The 17,675-nt window shown below is 38.5% G+C and carries 16 protein-coding genes and 1 other RNA gene; 13 read left to right on the top strand and 4 right to left on the bottom strand.

The window, feature by feature from the left end:
- Positions 1–30 precede the first annotated feature (30 nt).
- The 9 genes from VHO47_03530 (at position 31) to VHO47_03490 (ending at position 8,497) form a co-directional block, all read left to right on the top strand.
- Complete coding sequence (locus tag VHO47_03530; protein HEX2978163.1) at positions 31–498, top strand: hypothetical protein; 468 nt, start codon at positions 31–33, stop codon at positions 496–498.
- Positions 467–988 (top strand): methylated-DNA--[protein]-cysteine S-methyltransferase, encoded by a 522-nt coding sequence (locus tag VHO47_03525; GenBank protein HEX2978162.1) that lies wholly within the window; start codon positions 467–469, stop codon positions 986–988. The genes VHO47_03530 and VHO47_03525 overlap by 32 nt, the downstream gene beginning before the upstream one ends.
- 118 nt (positions 989–1,106) lie before the next feature.
- Positions 1,107–2,462, top strand: a complete 1,356-nt coding sequence (locus VHO47_03520; GenBank protein HEX2978161.1) for a hypothetical protein — start codon at positions 1,107–1,109, stop codon at positions 2,460–2,462.
- 16 nt (positions 2,463–2,478) lie between these two features.
- Complete coding sequence (locus VHO47_03515; GenBank protein ID HEX2978160.1) at positions 2,479–3,477, top strand: hypothetical protein; 999 nt, start codon at positions 2,479–2,481, stop codon at positions 3,475–3,477.
- A gap of 33 nt (positions 3,478–3,510) precedes the next feature.
- Positions 3,511–4,758, top strand: coding sequence for a histone deacetylase (locus VHO47_03510; GenBank protein HEX2978159.1), 1,248 nt, complete (start codon positions 3,511–3,513; stop codon positions 4,756–4,758).
- A 105-nt stretch (positions 4,759–4,863) separates the two neighbouring features.
- Positions 4,864–4,958, top strand: an RNA gene (gene ffs, locus VHO47_03505) — signal recognition particle sRNA small type.
- A 101-nt stretch (positions 4,959–5,059) separates the two neighbouring features.
- Complete coding sequence (dnaX, locus tag VHO47_03500; GenBank protein ID HEX2978158.1) at positions 5,060–6,826, top strand: DNA polymerase III subunit gamma/tau; 1,767 nt, start codon at positions 5,060–5,062, stop codon at positions 6,824–6,826.
- On the top strand, positions 6,823–8,136 hold the full coding sequence (gene der, locus VHO47_03495) for a ribosome biogenesis GTPase Der (GenBank protein ID HEX2978157.1): 1,314 nt from the start codon (positions 6,823–6,825) through the stop codon (positions 8,134–8,136). The genes dnaX and der overlap by 4 nt, the downstream gene beginning before the upstream one ends.
- Positions 8,137–8,158: 22 nt before the next feature.
- Positions 8,159–8,497, top strand: a complete 339-nt coding sequence (locus VHO47_03490; protein HEX2978156.1) for an HPF/RaiA family ribosome-associated protein — start codon at positions 8,159–8,161, stop codon at positions 8,495–8,497.
- 67 nt (positions 8,498–8,564) lie between these two features.
- On the opposite strand, the gene VHO47_03485 is transcribed toward VHO47_03490, so the two are convergent.
- Positions 8,565–10,310 (bottom strand): cytochrome c biogenesis protein CcdA, encoded by a 1,746-nt coding sequence (locus tag VHO47_03485; protein ID HEX2978155.1) that lies wholly within the window; start codon positions 10,308–10,310, stop codon positions 8,565–8,567.
- Positions 10,311–10,489: 179 nt separating this feature from the next.
- Entirely contained in the window at positions 10,490–11,317 is an 828-nt protein-coding gene (locus VHO47_03480) for a hypothetical protein (protein HEX2978154.1), read from the bottom strand.
- Positions 11,318–11,360: 43 nt separating this feature from the next.
- Here VHO47_03480 and VHO47_03475 point away from each other — a divergent pair, with 43 nt between their 5' ends.
- A complete protein-coding gene (locus VHO47_03475; GenBank protein HEX2978153.1) occupies positions 11,361–12,770 on the top strand; it encodes an HD domain-containing protein in 1,410 nt (469 codons plus the stop codon).
- A gap of 1 nt (position 12,771) precedes the next feature.
- On the opposite strand, the gene VHO47_03470 is transcribed toward VHO47_03475, so the two are convergent.
- Both VHO47_03470 and VHO47_03465 read right to left on the bottom strand, forming a co-directional pair.
- Positions 12,772–13,998, bottom strand: a complete 1,227-nt coding sequence (locus tag VHO47_03470; protein ID HEX2978152.1) for a hypothetical protein — start codon at positions 13,996–13,998, stop codon at positions 12,772–12,774.
- 53 nt (positions 13,999–14,051) lie between these two features.
- Positions 14,052–15,401, bottom strand: coding sequence for a hypothetical protein (locus VHO47_03465; GenBank protein ID HEX2978151.1), 1,350 nt, complete (start codon positions 15,399–15,401; stop codon positions 14,052–14,054).
- Positions 15,402–15,558: 157 nt separating this feature from the next.
- Between VHO47_03465 and VHO47_03460 the strand changes: the two genes are divergently transcribed.
- Genes VHO47_03460 through VHO47_03450 form a run of 3 tightly spaced genes read left to right on the top strand, consistent with a single transcriptional unit; the run spans position 15,559 to position 17,550 of the window.
- Positions 15,559–16,242, top strand: a complete 684-nt coding sequence (locus tag VHO47_03460) for a MotA/TolQ/ExbB proton channel family protein (GenBank protein HEX2978150.1) — start codon at positions 15,559–15,561, stop codon at positions 16,240–16,242.
- A 14-nt stretch (positions 16,243–16,256) separates the two neighbouring features.
- A complete protein-coding gene (locus tag VHO47_03455; protein ID HEX2978149.1) occupies positions 16,257–16,682 on the top strand; it encodes a biopolymer transporter ExbD in 426 nt (141 codons plus the stop codon).
- Complete coding sequence (locus VHO47_03450; GenBank protein HEX2978148.1) at positions 16,648–17,550, top strand: TonB C-terminal domain-containing protein; 903 nt, start codon at positions 16,648–16,650, stop codon at positions 17,548–17,550. Before VHO47_03455 ends, VHO47_03450 begins: the two co-directional genes overlap by 35 nt.
- The last annotated feature ends 125 nt before the right edge of the window (positions 17,551–17,675 follow it).

Genomic DNA, 17,675 nt, shown 5'->3' with positions numbered 1-17,675 from the left:
TAAGATAGTAATTTTTTTTCGGGGAAAATTATGAAAAAATTCATGTTCGCAGTTGTTTTTTTATTGAGTTCAATCTCGATTTTTGCAGATTCAAATCGATTTGCTATTTCTGCTTCAGAGATTCCAGATACTCAAGACGTTTTTTTTCAGATGATACATGAAAAATTCCAGGGTTCTGATGAGAGTTTGTTACTTCACACAAATAATGTAAATAAAATCGCAGAAGTATTGCCGGTAAACTTGCGAGCATCTTTTTATGATAAACTCTCTAAAGAGAGGGATGCTAACAATGAGTATATTGAAGCAATTTATGACGTACATGGAGGTAACTTAAGCGATGAAATAAAAGAGGAAGTGGCGACTGTTTCAATGCAACAAGCCACTGCATTTGAGGAGCTCCTCATTAAGATTCAAGCGGCACTAGATAAAGTGTGGCAAGGAGAAAAAGAGCTTCAGGATATTATTAATGAAACTACAGATACAAATTCTCAAGAATAAAACAAACTATGAAATCAATTACGGATTTTATAAAACTGAATTTGGCATTTGCTTGGTTGGTTTAATAGATCAATATATTTGTCATCTTTCATTTCATGATAATGAAGAACAAGGATTACTTGAACTTCAAAAAGAATGGCCACAGGTGAAATTAATTTCTGATCAAGAGAAAATTCCCAAAATCATTAAAGCTATTTTTAAAAAGAGTGGTGAAACGTTTTCTCTAGCATTACAAGGTACTCCGTTTCAAATCGAAGTGTGGAAACAGCTTATTAAAATTCCAGCAGGTAGCATTGTTTCATATCAAGAAGTGGCTCATGCGCTAGGAAAAGCAACTGCAACTCGCGCCGTTGCAAGCGCCATTGCAAAAAACAATATTTCCTATCTTATTCCATGCCATCGCGTTATTCGAAAATCTGGAAAAATAAATAATTATCGCTGGGGAATGGAACGGAAAAAGAAATTGCTAGAATTTGATAAATACAATTAATTCTTTGATTATACCTCACTATCAAAAATGCCTAAATGCATAATTTTCTTGATTTTTTAAAAATTTATGGCAATCTGAAATTACTGTGTGTTTATAAACTATTTAATAGGAATAAAAAATGTTTGGTAAGTTCAAGAAATTATTAGGTTTGTCGATAGCGGTTATTTTAATGGTTCCTATTTCTGCAATGGAATCGAATAATAATTCAAAAAAAGAAATCGGGAAAATCAAATCCAGTGAGGTTCGCCCATATAAGCCAGCTTTAAGCGCTCGCTATCCTCTTACTGCAAGATGGCTAAAAGCAACTACGGCCGGCTTAGGTTCATATGCTGCGGCTAAGCGATTTATTAATTCATCAAATGATAATAATCTTAATTCATTATTTATTGGTGCCGCTGTAGGAATGGGTGTTTATCTTTATGATTCCTTTAAGAACCCAGCATTGATTGATAGTCTTATATGTAATCCAAATGTGGCATTAGTACAAGCAAATAGCATTCGCAAACAATTTAAATCGGAAGCGAAGAAGTCTGGATTAGATAAAGTAGAGAATACGGAAAGACTAATAGGCGAATCAGATAAATTACTTATAAAATATGAACAAAAATCGCCAATATTTTTACTTGGAGAATGTGTTAAAGAGGGATGGGGGCCATGTCTTTTGAGTCGATCTTATCAGCCAAAATACCGTGAAGTATTTGAAGAAAAAGTGAGTTCGGCGCTCTTAGGAAAATTAAATTCAAATGGGTCAGCAAATTATGTTTCTTTTGCGTCTGGAGGTAATTTTCAGGATCTTGTTTTATTGACAAAGACATTGGCTTTAAAGCCTGATGCACAGCTTGATGTTCATTTGATCGATTTTCAATATACTCCGTTTGTTAAATATTTAGATGTTGCTCAAAACAACAGAAAATTGGATTCAGATAAATCGTTTGATTTTAGCGAAAAAGTTCTAAGTGAAATGGCTGAATTTGCTCGTAAAGAATGGGGATTAGGGGAGAAAGAGCCAGAAGAGATTAAGGAAATGTTAAAGGGTGACATTCATGGAATTGGTTCGGCAAAGAATCAACTTGCAGTGACATTGAAAAAAATGTTTCCACATGCAGTAGTCAATTTTCATTTACACGACACTGCTGAAAGTTACCTCAACTACATAAAAGATAAGAATTTATCTCATGCTGATGTTATTTCTACATGTGATATTCAAGATGAGATGAGTTTGCTCAAGAGAAGTTTGCTTCATTACAAGAAGTTGTGTGCAGAGACATTGCAAAAAAAACAGGATTCAAAAAATATTTTTCTTACAAAAGATCCTTACAAAGGTGAAGCGGGGATTGCAACTTTATCACTCAATGAAAATCAGAAATCTGAAAAATGGGAAGCTGATGAATCTGAAACAGATAAGACAGTAGTTTACTTAAATATTGAGCCGATAAAAGCGGAATGGTTTACTTTTTTAAGAAAATCAAATTAATGCTTAGGGACAAACTATGAATTTTAAAAAAAATATTATCTACGGATTAATTCTTAGCATGGCGGTTAACGCTGCTTATGCTATGGAAAGCTCGAACCAAAAATCAAAAGAGAAAATCAAATTGCTTGTTATCCCCGGTCAAAATGGACTTGGAGGGGGGAATATTGATAAAGTACTTCCTCAGCTGGAAGCGATTGCGGTAGATACTCCTAGGATAAATACGGTTGCAGATTTATTTGGGAAAAATTCTCCAGATTTGGGCCAGGGAAATTGTATCAATCTTTTGAAACAAACAATGGAGCCTATTCTTCAAGATTCAGATGCTGAAGGAGTAATCATTCATGGTTCTTCGCAAGGAACTGCAACAGCGATAAATTATACAGCAGAAAATCAAAAAAAGGTTAAAGCATTAATAATGGAGGCTGTTTTAGGTTCGGGAAATAGCGCAATTTACCATACGGTAAAAGAAATGATGTCACCTAAATTAGCCAATTTGCCTCTAAGCTATTACTGGATGCCTTATTTTGCCAAAGCAATGTTCCCTTTTTATTCTCCCGGTGGCAAGCAACCAATTCTCAATGCCGATAAAATACCAACTGATATTCCTGTCGTCATTATTCACAATAAGAACGATCCACAACTTGCTTATTCTGATGCACAAGCGCTTTATGCAAAGCTAGTATTAAATGGAAACAAGAATGTTTATTTAATGCCAATGAACCGCAATTATAGAGAACATGTGGTATTATTAAAACGTAATGAGAATGAGAAAGAAATAAAATCGATTCAAACTATTTTGCATAATCATCGTTTATTAAAAGCGGAACAAACAGTAAGTGCTGCAACACTCAAAGAATTTCAACCTGCGCTGAATGATGAATTTCATAAAGCACATTCAAATTTAGTAAGCAAAGAAGAGAAAATGCGATATGTTGATTTTGGTGTAAAAACAACAACGTATGCTGCATTATGCTATTGTGCCTATAAAATATATAAATATTTAAAACCTCAGTAATTAAGATTAGATATTCGATTAAGGACACAATTCATGATTCGTAATTCTTATATTACCAAACCTCTGTTTACTTTATTATTCATCGCAATTGGATCAAATCATTATCAAGCTCAAGCGATGGATCTCAATCCTCTCAATTGGGATTTCAAAACTAAATGCGCTGCGATCGTAGGTACAGCTATTGTGGCAAAAAAGGGGTGGGATGCTGCATGGCAATTAAAAGATCGCTGGCACTATGATGGCACAAAAATTCCTTTGGTGTACCATGAAAATTACGACATTGGTTTTTTTGGTATAGAAAAACTTCATCCATTTGACTCACATAAATATAGTAAAGTTGCACATATATTAAAAACAAAATGGAAAATTTCTGATTTACATTTTTATCAACCAGCATCCCAAGTGTCGCAAGAAGATCTGCTAAAAGTTCACACAGAAAAATATTTGAATTCTTTAAGCTCTTCAAAGGTGATTCAACAGATCGTAGAAGTTCCCGTCGCCAAAATTCCAAATTTTCTTTTGCAGCACTATTTACTTTCACCTATGCGATATGGAACGCAAGGGACGGTAATGGCTGCTCAATTGGCGTTTGATCACGGTGCTGCAATTAATCTCTCAGGCGGTTACCATCATGCAAAGCAGGATAATGGAAGCGGTTTTTGCGTCTATGCAGATATTCCTTTAGCGATTCAAAAGCTGCGGGAGAAAGAAAAAAAAGATTTAAAGATTTTCTATATTGATCTTGATGCGCATCAAGGCGATGGTGTCGAATCATGTTTAAAAAATGATCCGAATGTATATTTCTTTGATTGTTATAATGAGAAAAATTTTCCCTATGCGAGTGATAGTATCGAGCTTCGAGAAAAAATACATAAAAAATTAACTTCAAAAGATATTTACTGTCAGGGCGTGCAGCATTCTGGAAAGTGTCAAAATTGCAATCACGCATATATTGCGAGCGTAAAGAAAGCTTTGCCAGAAGCGTTAGATGAATTTCAAAAAATACATAAAGCAAAACCTGATCTTATTTTTTATAACGCAGGAACTGATCCATTTGAGGAGGATGCGCTTGGCAGGATGAAATTGACTAAGAAAGGTATTATAGATCGGGATGAATTCGTATTTGCGCAAGCAATAGAACATGAAGTTCCAATATGCATGACGCTTTCAGGTGGTTACTCCCTTCGAAGTGCCGAAATTATTTCTGCCTCAATTTGGAATTTGTGGAATAAAGGATATCTAAAGAAAATTGATAAAGAGCGCGTTGTTAAACTTGATTAAGATTTGATTTAGAGTCACCTGGACTTGTTGATTTTTGAGTAATCAGATATACTTTATCTGTGTCCTAAAAATTCTTAATTTTTGATGCAATGCGCGCAATTAAAAATTGGGGAAGTTTGTAAAGATAGAATGCTTAATTTGTCAGGTCCGAAAGGAAGCAGCAAGGGCACGTCGATTCTTGTATGAACTTCCCCTTTATTGTACTCTAAATATAAGCTTCTCTTGGTAAGCTAAATTTCGTAAATAATTTTTTTGGGGTCCCCGAAACCACGGCCGAACGGGCGTGTATGGGGTTATTATCATGGATTTAAATCTAACGCGTAAATGGCGCTCGCGCACGTTTGATGGCATTGTTGGCCAATCGCTCGTAGTTCGCATGCTCAAAAATAGCTTATATCTCGATCGATATTTTCCTGTTTACCTGTTTTCGGGCCAGCGGGGATGTGGAAAAACAACTACCGCCCGTATCTTTAGCGCTGCGGTAAACTGTGAGCAGTTGCCAAACTTCCAAAAAGATCCAAGAAATAGAGCAATTCCATGCCTTTCGTGTGAATCGTGTGTTGCATTATTTGAGAGCCGTCATCCAGATTTTATAGAAATTGATGCTGCATCTCATACAGGCGTTGATAATGTCCGCCAAATTATTGAGGCGGCGTCGTTGCTTCCGCTGCTTGGCAGAAAGAAAATATACCTGATCGATGAAGCTCATATGCTCAGCAAGGCGGCATTTAACGCGTTTTTAAAAATTTTAGAAGAGCCGCCACGCTCAGTTCTCTTTATTTTGGCAACAACCGATCCTCATAAAATTATTGATACGGTTCGTTCACGGTGCTTTCAAGTGTTTTTTGGCCCAGTAGCGATGCCAGAAGTGGTCGATCACTTGAAAGACCTATGCGCAAAAGAATCTATTGCCTATGAAGATGAAGCACTTGCTTTGATCGGAACGCACACCGAAGGATCGGTGCGTGATGCAATTAACTTGCTGGAGCGTGTTCGATTTTCTCATGCAAGCGTCGGCAAACAAGCAGTTCTTGACGTGCTTGGCTATATTGATGATACCCAGCTTATTGAGTTGATGAAGGCGGTTTTAAGCGAATCAAGTGAACAGGTAATTTCTTGGTTTGAGATGAATAAAGTGCAGGATCGATCAGCACCAGCGCTTTGGGATTCATTTATTGAATTGTTGCGTGCTCTTTTATGGGCTCATAACGGTAAAACTATTGAGCGGTATTTGCCACTTGCGCAAGAAGTAACTGCGCTCAGCAAGCAGTGCTCGCTCCCATTTATCAGCCAGGCGCTTGAGCTTTTTTACGATCATGAACTTTTGTTTTTAAAAACAACTTCGCAACATCGCCTTTTTGAATCGCTTATTATGGCGCTTTGTTTGCGCACGCATGAAAAGCAATCATCTACATCCGGCTCAGCCAGTAAACCGACCATAAAACATTCTGCGGTAAAGCCAGTAACTATTTCTGCGCAAAGCACGCCAAAAGACAATACGGCAGTTGTAGTTGAAAATTCACTAGCACAACCTGCGCAATCGGCTCAAGAAACGCCAAAGATCGATAATCGTTGGCACACGGTAGTTCTCGCGATAGAAAAATTAGATGATCCGTTGCTGATATCTCTTTTCAAGCAAGCACGATTTATTTCATTTGAGCAAGAATCGGGCAAGCTCGAAGTAGCATTTGGCAAAGATTTTATTTTTTTTCAAGAGCGAATAGAAAACACGAAAGCAGTTTGGAAACCGATCATAGAATTAAGCTTTGGCGCTCAGGTGCAGTTTCATCCATCGTTTATTGATCATTCAGTTGAAATTGCTGCCCCAAAACCGGTAGCGCCAAAACAGCCAATGCCAACTGCGCAGCAATCAGCACGGCCACAAGCGGCACCGCAATCGGCGGCCCCTCAAAATCAATGGCAGCAACGCCGCAATTCGTACGAAAAAAAAACAGTTAAACCAACTGAACGGGTCAAGCCGTTCGATGTTTCGGATCGCGAACAATGGAAAAAAGCACATCGCATTCTTGAAACATTTCCCGGTATTATCAGCGAGGTACAGCAATGAGTTCATTACCCCAAGTAGTAATTGTTGGGCGAACCAACGTAGGCAAATCAACACTCTTTAATCGTTTATCGACCGACGTGAAAAGCATGACGCTCGATTACGAGGGAGTTACGCGAGATTTTGTGCGCGATACGGTTTGCTGGAAAGATACCTGTTTTGAATTAATTGATAGCGGTGGCATCAGTATTCATAAAGTGCACGATCCATTGGGCGAGCGTGTGCGCCAATTAGGTTTTGATCTTATTGAAAAGGCTGATTTACTTCTTTTTGTCGTCGATGGGAAAGCAGGATTAACTGAAGACGATCGCCAATTGATTCAAGTGGTGCGTCGCAAAGGAAATAAAGTGCTTTTAGCTATTAATAAAATGGATAGCAATCAAGCGCAAGAAATGCTTTATGAATTTGTACAACTCGGCTTTGATGAACAATTCCCGATCTCAGCACAACATGGGACTGGAATTGCAGAGCTTCTGGATGCAATTCTTGCAGCGCTTCCAAAACACGCAAAAATTAAAGAAGAAGAACCGCGTTATTCAGTGGTGCTTCTTGGTAAGCCGAACGTAGGAAAATCGTCTCTTATGAATTTGCTTTTGGAACAAGAACGATCGATTGTTTTTGATCAACCGGGCACTACGCGCGAAGCGATCACCGAGCCAATCAAATTCTATCAAGAAACAATTGCGATGACCGATACGCCGGGTATTCGTAAAAAAAGATCGATCGATGAATCGCTTGAAGAGATGATGGTGAAATCATCATTTCGCGCGGTAAAAAACGCATCGATTATTTTATTATTGATCGATTCTCCGCAAGGGCACATGAGCGATCAAGAATTGAAACTCGCATTTTATTGCTTTCAAGAAGGCAAAGCAATCATTCTGCTTTTCAATAAAGACGATTTGATGACCGATTTCAATAGAAAAGATTTAGCATTTGATCTAGAACGATACGATTATTTTATTAAAAAAATCCCTTCGCTTACGATTTCATGCAAAACCGGAAAAAATATCGGCAAAATTTTACCGCTCGTGAAAAAAGTTTGGGAACGTAATACGCAGAAACTGAACGATCTTGAGCTCACACAGGTATTTAAAGCGGCGCTTGAACGAACGCCTCTTTATTATCAATCGAAATTATTGATGCTTTATCGCGCAGAGCAGGTGCGCAACGCTCCAATTACTGTTTTGCTCTATGTAAACGAACCAAAATGGTTTGGTCAGAGCCAGGTAAGTTTCTTTGAAAATGTAATGCGCGAACATTTTGATCTGGTAGGTGTGCCAGTTCTTTTTATTCTGAGAAAAAGAAATTAATTTTTTTTGAGAGGAAAAGAGCATGAACAAGAAGATTCATTTTCAAGGCATGGATTCGTCTGTTGCCATTGAAAACTATATCAACGATCGATTGCCAAAAATTGAAGAATTTCTGAAAGATAATGCAGGGCCTGTATATATTGATTTCACCGTGCGCCCAGGAATTCCGCATGCGCACAGTCAAGCTGAATTGCGCGTAAAAACGCCTCATCATGAAGTGATGGCGCTTAAAGAAGGGCCGCATGCTTATCAACTCATCGATATGGTGATCGATAGCGTTTATGATCAGCTTCATGAACATAAGCGGAGAATGACTGCCAATAAAAAAAACGGCAATAGCGATTACTTTAAAGGTGCGTAGTTACGAGATTTTATTGATCAATAAAAAAGGGCGCTTGAGAAAGCGCCCTTTTGCATTTCAATATTAATTATTTTTTATAGTGAACGTTCAGCTCATGAATAAATTCGTCACGCGGCATCTGATAGAGCTCACTCGACCAGCGTTTTTCGATAGATTCAGTAGCCGGATCTACAATCAAGAATGCAGGAAGGCCGACGATCTTAAATTTCTCTTTTACGTACTTATATGATTCTTCGCATTCATCGGTACCATCAATTTTGAGCGGTATATAATTGCTGAGCGCATTTCTTACCGCATCATCTTTAAGAGTGCTGTTATTAATGAGTTTGCAAATTGAGCAATAACGAGCCCATACATCGATAAAAAGCTTTTTATTTTCTTGCAATGCGAGTGTGCGTGCTTCTTGATAATGTGTTTGCCAAAAGTCATCGTGCGGACATGCAACGTACGATTTATATCCCTCTGAAAGCGCGAGAAGTGCTCCAATAATAAATAAACTTCCAAGTGCGTTATTAATTTTTTTCCAGCGTCGTGAAGTATGCGTTTGATCTGCAGATAGATAAACGATTCCCACCGCAATCAAAAAGAGAGCAACGAATATCATCAGAATGTGCCATGGTATTATGACGGAAAGATAATAAAAGCACACGCCGAAAAGAAGGAGCCCAAAAAGTTTTTTTACTTCAAGCATCCACATGCCAGCTTGCGGAAGCAAAGAAAGTGAACTAGAGAAGGTGCCAATAATTAAAAGAGGCGTACTTAATCCTACCCCGAATATAAACAAGAATAAGAATCCCATGAACATGCTGCCCATCGTTGCCACAATACTCAAAAGCAGAATGAGTCCGGGAGAAACGCAGGGCGATGCAAAGGTGCCGCTTGCGGTGCCAAAAAGAAACGCGGAGAGAAGCGAGCCGGAGCGTGAACGATGCGAGCCTGATTGTTGCATAAAGCGTGGCACGTACATTTCATAAAGACCAAACATTGAGAGCGCCAAATAGGCAAGAAAGCTGACAATAAACAGTATAAAAATTGGATGTGTAAGTAATTTTCCATAGATCGGGCCAGTATAGCTTGCGCCAAGCCCTAACAGTGCAAACGTTGTTGCAAGGCCGAGAGTGTATGCTCCTGCTCGCGCAAAATTTCCGAGCAATGAAGCGCTCTTTTGCGCATGGAGAATGCCGACCGTGATCGGAATCATCGGATAAATACAAGGGGTTAAGCTTAAAAGTAAGCCAAGCAAAAAAACGAGAGCTAAGCGTATGGGCAAAGAATTAGTATTTTCAATTAGTTGAGAAATGTTTTCTGAGATAGACCATTTTTTTGGAGCAGCTTGCTCACTATTTTTATTTATTGCATTATAGTTTTTTTCATCTTGTACAATTACGCTTTCATCCTGAGCTGACTGATTCTGGAAGGAAATCGGCTTGGTAATATGCCCTGGGCCACGATCGGTATTGATATGGTACATAAGGTGTAAAAAAGCATCGGCAAGTGGAGTGTCATTTTTCTGCTTAACGTCTACCTTAAATTCTGCACGATCAACGTATACCAATTGAGTTTCTTTTGTTGCTGGATCATAACGCTTGAGCGGTTCTTGTTGAGGTTGGAGAGCGGAAACATACATATCCGGATGATCAACCGAAATATGCAGTGCATCTTTATAGAGAAGCTCTTGCGGTTCCAGATTAAATAGAATAGAAACTTCTAACTCATTTTCAGATTTTTTGATTGTTTCTAGAAGCGGTGTGCTTTCTGCAAAAACTGAGGATGCAATCAAAAAAGGGATGATCAAAAAACGGAGAAGGTGCATGGGATGCCTTTTAAAACAGATGACATTGATATTTTTTCTATAGTAATACAATTTAGGTAACATGTAATCGGTGTTCATGCAATATTTTTTTAATTGCATACTCGTTGATCATAATTTTTTGAACTGTAACTCAGCACTATTATCACATTGATCAATCTGTTTTTTCCGTGAGTTTGTCACTAATCGCGACTATTAACTATATTGATAGATTTGTTTTTGGAGCATACGTCGATTTTTGCAAATGAATTTTCTGCGTTTCTCTCTTCAGGCAATTGCTGTGCGTTCCCTAAATAGCCGGTAATTTCTTTGCGCATTTGGTTCCAGGTATTTTTATTTAATTTCGTGCAGAAGGGTTTAAAGGTAAAAAAGAGTTGGCAGTTAATCGAGCCGTTTTCCGCTTTTGCATTTAATTGTGCATTTGTTTCTGGGGGCAATGCGAGCTCGATTTGATCTTTTGCGGTAATGGAAATGGTGCTTTTGAGTGGAATCGTATGAAAACTGATCGAGCATGAACTTTCAGAAATGGCGGTTATTGAATTGCCAATGTGCCGAACGTCGATCGTATCTTGCGTTTTTATATACATGATGCCATCGACCGATTTTATTTTTACCGGGCCGCGTCCCGTTATCGAAACGGTGGTTTGTTCAGGAATCATGAGTTCAAGATCTATTTTGATGCCGTCATCGATCGGTTTAGGTATTGTTATCGATGCCTGTTTTTCATCAACTGAAATATGCATAGTAGGTTTTGGCTTTTTTTCTTTTATATGTTTTACCGATTTGATCACCAGCATTGGGCGTGCCCATGTTTTTATCACAATTGAGCCGACCGTTTCATTATGCACATTTAAAGTACCAAGTGGTTTAAAATGATGTTCTTCGTAACCAGATTCTTGTTGCCCGCCTGAGATCCAACTATTCATTGACTGGAGCGAAATTCCACTTGCGGGCAATGATATTAGTTGCAAGAGGCAGCTGATAATGCATACACTGAAAAGCTGATTCATAAAAAGTACCTTTTTACGCACGGTAAATTATCAGGATGTCACCATGCAGTATACAAAAGTTGATGCAACTATTCAAAAGCGCCTCACTCAGATTATTAATGAGCACTATCCATTAGTGCAGTCGATAGCGCAAAAACTCGCTGAGCGCGGTTGCCAAGCATTGCTTGTTGGGGGAGCGGTGCGCGATCTGTTTTTAGGATTGCCACTTAAAGATTTAGATATCGAAGTTTATAATTGTTCGCTTCAACAACTTGAAGCGGTACTTGGTGAATTTGGCCAGGTAAGTTTGGTTGGTAAAGCATTTGGCGTTTTGCGTGCGCATGGGCTTGAGGCCGATTGGTCCGTTCCGCGCAGCGATGCCTTTGGGCGTAAACCAGAGGTGGTACTTGATCCAAATCTTTCTTACGAAAAGGCTTTTGCGCGCCGCGATTTAACGATTAACGCGATGGGGATTAATTTAATCACGTTTGAGTTGATTGATCCATTTGATGGATTTACCGATTTAAAAAAGAAGATATTGCGCGCGCCAGATCCTGTTTTTTTTATTGAAGATCCGTTGCGCTTTTATCGCGTAATGCAATTTGTCGGGCGGTTTGAAATGAAGCCAGATGCAATTTTAAATAAGTTATGTTCAGAAATGGATCTCAAATCTGTTTCTCGAGAACGCATCGAAGCGGAATTTGCAAAACTTTTGCTCAAATCGAAACAACCATCGCTTGGTATTTCCTGGCTTGATGAGATTGGCAGACTCAAAGATATTTTGCCAGAGATTGCAGCTACCAAAGGAGTTCCTCAAGAGCCGGATTGGCATCCTGAGGGTGATGTGTACGAACATACTAAACAGGCTTTAGATGCCGCGGCCGCCCTTGAATATGCATCGCAAGAAGAAAAATTAAAAATTGTGTATGCAGCATTATGCCACGATTTAGGAAAATTAAGCACGACTCAGATTTTTGATGGAAAGATCATAAGCTATGGGCACGAAAAAAAGAGTGAAACACTCGCTAAGAGAATGCTTAAGCGAATTATGCGCAATAAAGATCTTATTTCATGCATATCAAAATTAGCTCGTTATCATATGCAGCCCGGCCAACTGGTTAAGAATAATGCAAAATTTCCCGCCTATAAACGACTTGCGCGCAAATTGGCTCCAGAGATTTCGATGCAGATGCTTGGCAAGCTTATGCTTGCAGATAGACAAGGAAGAAATCCTAAAAAAGGGGCGCCTCTTACCGAGCAATTTTCTGATGTTGCCTCATTTCTTGAGAAAGCGAAAGAGGCTTTCGTACTTCACGAACCGGAAAAGCCGATTTTACAAGGGAGAGATTTGCTGGATGTTATCAAACCAGGCCCTGAATTAGGAAAGCTTATTAAGCGGGCTTATAAAATTCAGATTGATGACGGTATTAGAGATAAAGAAGAATTAAAAAAACGCGTTTTAAGTAACAATTAACTTATTTTTTTGTTTGTACGAAGTGCTTCATATCAAAAGTTAAATTATTTTTTTGATTGAATTTGCTTTGAGCCTTTTCGAAAGAAAAACGATAAGGTTCCGGTTCAAGTTTCTTTATTATTTTAATTACGCGGCGATCTTTTGTGCGATCTATCCCAAGTGAATCTGTAGTATAGTAATCTGGACGATGCATTAATTTTTGAGCTATTAACAAGAACCAATGTCCACGACCTGAAGGGTTTTGTTCACTCATGGTGCCAATTGGAAATAGTAAAAGACCATTTTCAGTCTGGCGCCAGTCATCGATTGCTTGCTGATATAAATCAATTTGATTTACATCATCAAGTACAATGATACCAGAACGATCATTTGAGTCATGAAATTGAGAAGCTAGTTCTTTAACTTCATCTCCTTCGACCCATTGATCTGGCGTAGAATGCTTTTTCTTCACAAGTTCAGTAATGAGATCATCATCAACTTCAATTTTTATTTTTGCAAGATCCGGTAAGAATTTTTTTATATTTTCTGACTTCTGAAGGTGTGGGAAGTTAGCCATTTGCTTTCTAAAAATGGCATTTATTTCTTTTTCAGTAACCGTAAATTTTTTCTCATTCATTTCTATATAATAGTCAGCAAGACCTTTAGCAATATTATCAAGAGCTTCTCTATATTGGCCCCAAACTTTTTTATCGTTTTCATCTGTCGCTGGTATACTGATTAGGAAATCTTTTAGCTTTTCTTGCAAATATGCTTTAGTTTCTGCCTTTTCTCGATATTCTTTGACAATTAATTTATAACTTTTTCTACCCTGTCCCCCTTTATTTAACGCTAATTTAAAAGTTGCGTCATCGACAAACTGTCCGTGATTATCTAAAGTTATTCCATTTTTATGAAGTTCAATTGCGGTTCGTAAATTGTGAAATGCATGTATACCGCATGTTGCAGGTTCATCTTGCTCGGTACTAGGAAGATGTTTAATTCGATTTTGAATTTCAGGGTTGAGATCGCAAGACTGCCGATATTTTTTTGATAAATATAAGAGCGAGCTCGTAATACCTGCAAGCACGGTGAGAACACCAGCTGCGCGGACAGCTTCTTGTTTTTGTGTATCGAGAGATTCGAAGCGTTTTTTCAAATACTCAAAGCTTTGGGTAAAAATATTTGCTTCAAGTGGGGCAAAAGCAATGCCAAATACTAGTGCGAGAATTACAAAGTTTTTGTTATTCATGGTATTTTTCGTCCCTTATTATATCAATAATTATTGCATTAATTATCAAATTGTCAATTGGCTGGGTTGGCAAACCATTTTTCGTACACTTGTACCAGAGCTACTACTTCAGGCTCTTTAGTGCGGTCGATCTCTTCAACCGTTAATGCCGAAGCGTCTAGCCCTTGTTCTGCCAATAATTGTAATACTTCAGGTTCTGTTTCTGTATGCAGATCGTGCTTAAGAGAATCAAAAATATATGCTTTAGCTTTTTCATTTCTTCTTTTTGTTATGGCCAAGCAATACCAATGACCACGAGAATTAACGTTGTTTTCATTCATCGTTCCGAGAATGTGGACACGAATATAATCTTTTGTCGGATCATATTGGTTATACAATTGGTGGTTTTCAATTTCATTTTTACTACCTAAAACGTCTATCTTGTTGCGATGTTCATATGGGAAATATTTTATGAGGGCTTCAATTTCATCACTTTGCAACCATTCGTTCGTTGTATCTTTTATGAACTTCTTAACAAGATCTTGAAGGTATTGAGGTGTTACTTTTAATTCAAATTCACCGGGAAAATAGGTATTGAAATTTTCAATTAATTCTTTGATACGTAATTGTTGTCTTAAAATATCTAGAATGAATGATTTATCGAGAACAAAAGTTTTCTTGTTTTCTGTTTCAATTTCTGCGATGCCTCTTCCAAAATTATCGAAAGCGCCTATGTATTTCATGCATAAGCAAAGTTCAGAAGGCTTATCATTTTTTGTGTGCTTACGGCTTCGTGGGCACTGAACATTCTTAAACAGCAATTGCTGTAGTTCATTTTTTAATGCGATAGCTTCTCGATAATTGCCCGTTTCTTCTTTCCACGCGATTAGATTGAGTTTGAATAGCTCTTGATTTAGATAGTTATCTGTGGTCTCAATGTCTTTACCCTTTTCAAAATTATCAAAAACAGATTGCGCATTATGCAAGGCATAAAATGCACAGTCACCGCTAGTAGAAGATTGTACGAGCGATTCTATTTTTTTAATTTCAATTGGTTCGATTTTTGAGTTTGAAGATATCGGAAAAACGATTTCTTGTTTACCGTCATTTTGAGCAGGTAAACGTTGTTCCTGCTTGCCGGGATTTGGTTGAGCAGCTGTATCTGCTTTTTTAATCGGGGGTTGTTGCGCAGGTTGAGGATTGTTTTGTGGCATCGATTGAGGAGTCTTCCATTTCAATTTGGTGATTAAAGCCCCAATGATAATTCCAATGGTAAGGGTCCCAGCAATTTTTAATGTTTCTTTGCTGAAGAGATAGTTTTTAAAAGACGCATAGCTATCAGAAAATATATTTGCTTCTGCTGCAGGCATGCACCCAAGCAGAACTGCAAGAATTCCCGTAATAATTCGTTTATTGGTAATCATATAAGCCTCCATTAATTTATAGATTGCCATATAATTACAAATTGTCAAAATTTGATCGATTTTTGACTAGTTCATATAAATCTTGTCCAAAACTATTAAAAAACTGTAGAATAACCGTACGTGGAGGTATAAAAAAAGTATTACTGAAGGGAATTTCATGGTTGGGGTATACTCGAATCCGGTTATTCAGCTGATTACTCAATCAGATGCGATGACAAAAATTATTTTGCTTACGCTGCTCGCTCTTTCTATTATTTCATGGGCGCTTTTTATCTATAAATTAATTCTTGGCGCGGCTCGTCGTCGGCAGCTTATGCAAGCCTTAAAGGATGTTAGGCGTGCTTCCACTTTTGATGATCTACGAGCAGTTGCAAGTGAACATGCGCATACCATGCCCGGATTTGTCATCACAAAAAATTTAACTATTCTAAAAACCATATTGGAAACGCGACAAAGTTTTACGCCACTTTCTGATCGAGAACTTGAGATCGTTGAAGGAGACTTGGAGCAAAGCGTGGGCGATGTTTTGCACACTGAAGAATCGTATTTACCGTTCTTTGCGGCGATCGCTGCCGTTTCTCCATTGCTCGGTTTATTTGGCACCGTGTGGGGATTAATTCACTCGTTCGTGCGCATTAGCGAAAAGCAAACGGCAGACATTCCAACGATTGCTCCTGGTATTGCAGAAGCGCTTATCACGACGCTTGCGGGGCTTATGGTGGCTATTCCAGCTTTAATGATGTTCCATTATTTATCGACGCGTGTACGCACTCTTGAATATTATCTTTATAATTTAACCGATCGTTTAGTGTTTTCGGTCAATACGTTATTCCTTAAATAGCGGGAAGGGTGCGCATGATGAAATTACGCAGACGCCGTCGCGCGCAAGCATCAATACCGGAGCTGAGTTTAACGCCGATGATCGATACGGCACTCACTTTGCTGATTATTTTCATGGTGACAACGCCGATGATTCATAACGCGATTAAAGTAAATTTACCGCAAGGCCAATCAAAAGAGGGCGGCAAGGACGGGCAAGAGATTGTGGTAACGATTGATGCTAAAGGCGGTTTATTTTTGAATAGTAAACCGATAGCATTAGAACAGCTTGGCACTGAAATTAAAGTGCACGCAAGCCGTTCATTTAAAAAACCGGTCAGTGTTTGGGTGCGCATTGATGAAGGGAAATCATGCGGTACCTTGGTAGGGGTTATAGATCGCATCAAGGCTGTTGGGGGTGTTCAAGATGTTAAGATTGCGCTGGCAAGCGTTACGGTTTAATCTATCGCGCTTAATTATTATTTCGTGCACCGCTTCCATTGCATTGCATATCGCAATGGTAGTTCTTCTATTTGTGCCGCCAAAAAATACAAACACGATGCAGGTGATGATCGGTTCTCGCCGCATTTCAGATTTGCCTATTCAGTTTGTTTCCACGGCACATCATATTCCTGGTGCGATGAAGCGAGTTGCTCAATTGCAAAATCAATCACCGAAAAATGTTTCGGAAAAAAAGGTGCCAGTCACTGCATCTCCTGGGCCATCTACGACAATTAATAAAATGAAGCCGGAAAAAAAACAGATTGTTCAAAAGAAACAGCAAAAGCAACCATTAAAGACATCGGCCAAAGAAAAAAAAGCGGAACCTAAAAAAGAAAAAATCGTTGCTGCAGCAAAAAAAACGCCGGAAAAAATAATTGAAAAAAAACAAGAATTAAAACCGGAGCCACTCAAAAAAATTCTAGAAAAAAAAGAAGAGATAGAAAAGCAGCCCGAACAATTAAAAAAAATGGTTACTGAAAAGCAGGAAATTCAGCAGCAACCGATTCTTTCTCAAAACGATATTAAACCCACTGCGGTCGATAATGAAATAATTGCGATCGGCCATCAAGAATATGATGCTCTTTGTTTATATGCGGTTATCCAAGAAGAGATTGAGCGCGCTTGGCATCCACCGGCAGGAATTCGGCCTCCGCGCGGCTGCATCGTGAAAGTATCTGTTGATAATGACGGGAAAGTTTCAAATGCGGTGATTCAAGAATCATCAACCCTTATTACGTATGATATTGCTGCGCGCATGGCGCTATTGCAAACTTATTTGCCACGCGATCTTGCAGGAAAAGAATTGGTTATTGCGTTTCAATTGTAAAGAAAAATGATCCGCACCCGTTCGATACGATTTTTAACAAACTTAAAAATCACTCAGGGCGAGCGGAATTTTATTCAGTTCCAAATGAAAATGAGTAACAAAATTTTTAACGAATGTGTGCTAGT

The sequence above is a fragment of the Candidatus Babeliales bacterium genome, assembly GCA_036260945.1.
GTDB lineage: Bacteria > Babelota > Babeliae > Babelales > JACPOV01 > JACPOV01.
Note: the sequence above shows the minus strand (reverse complement) of the source record. Positions and strands in the feature narration are given on the sequence as shown.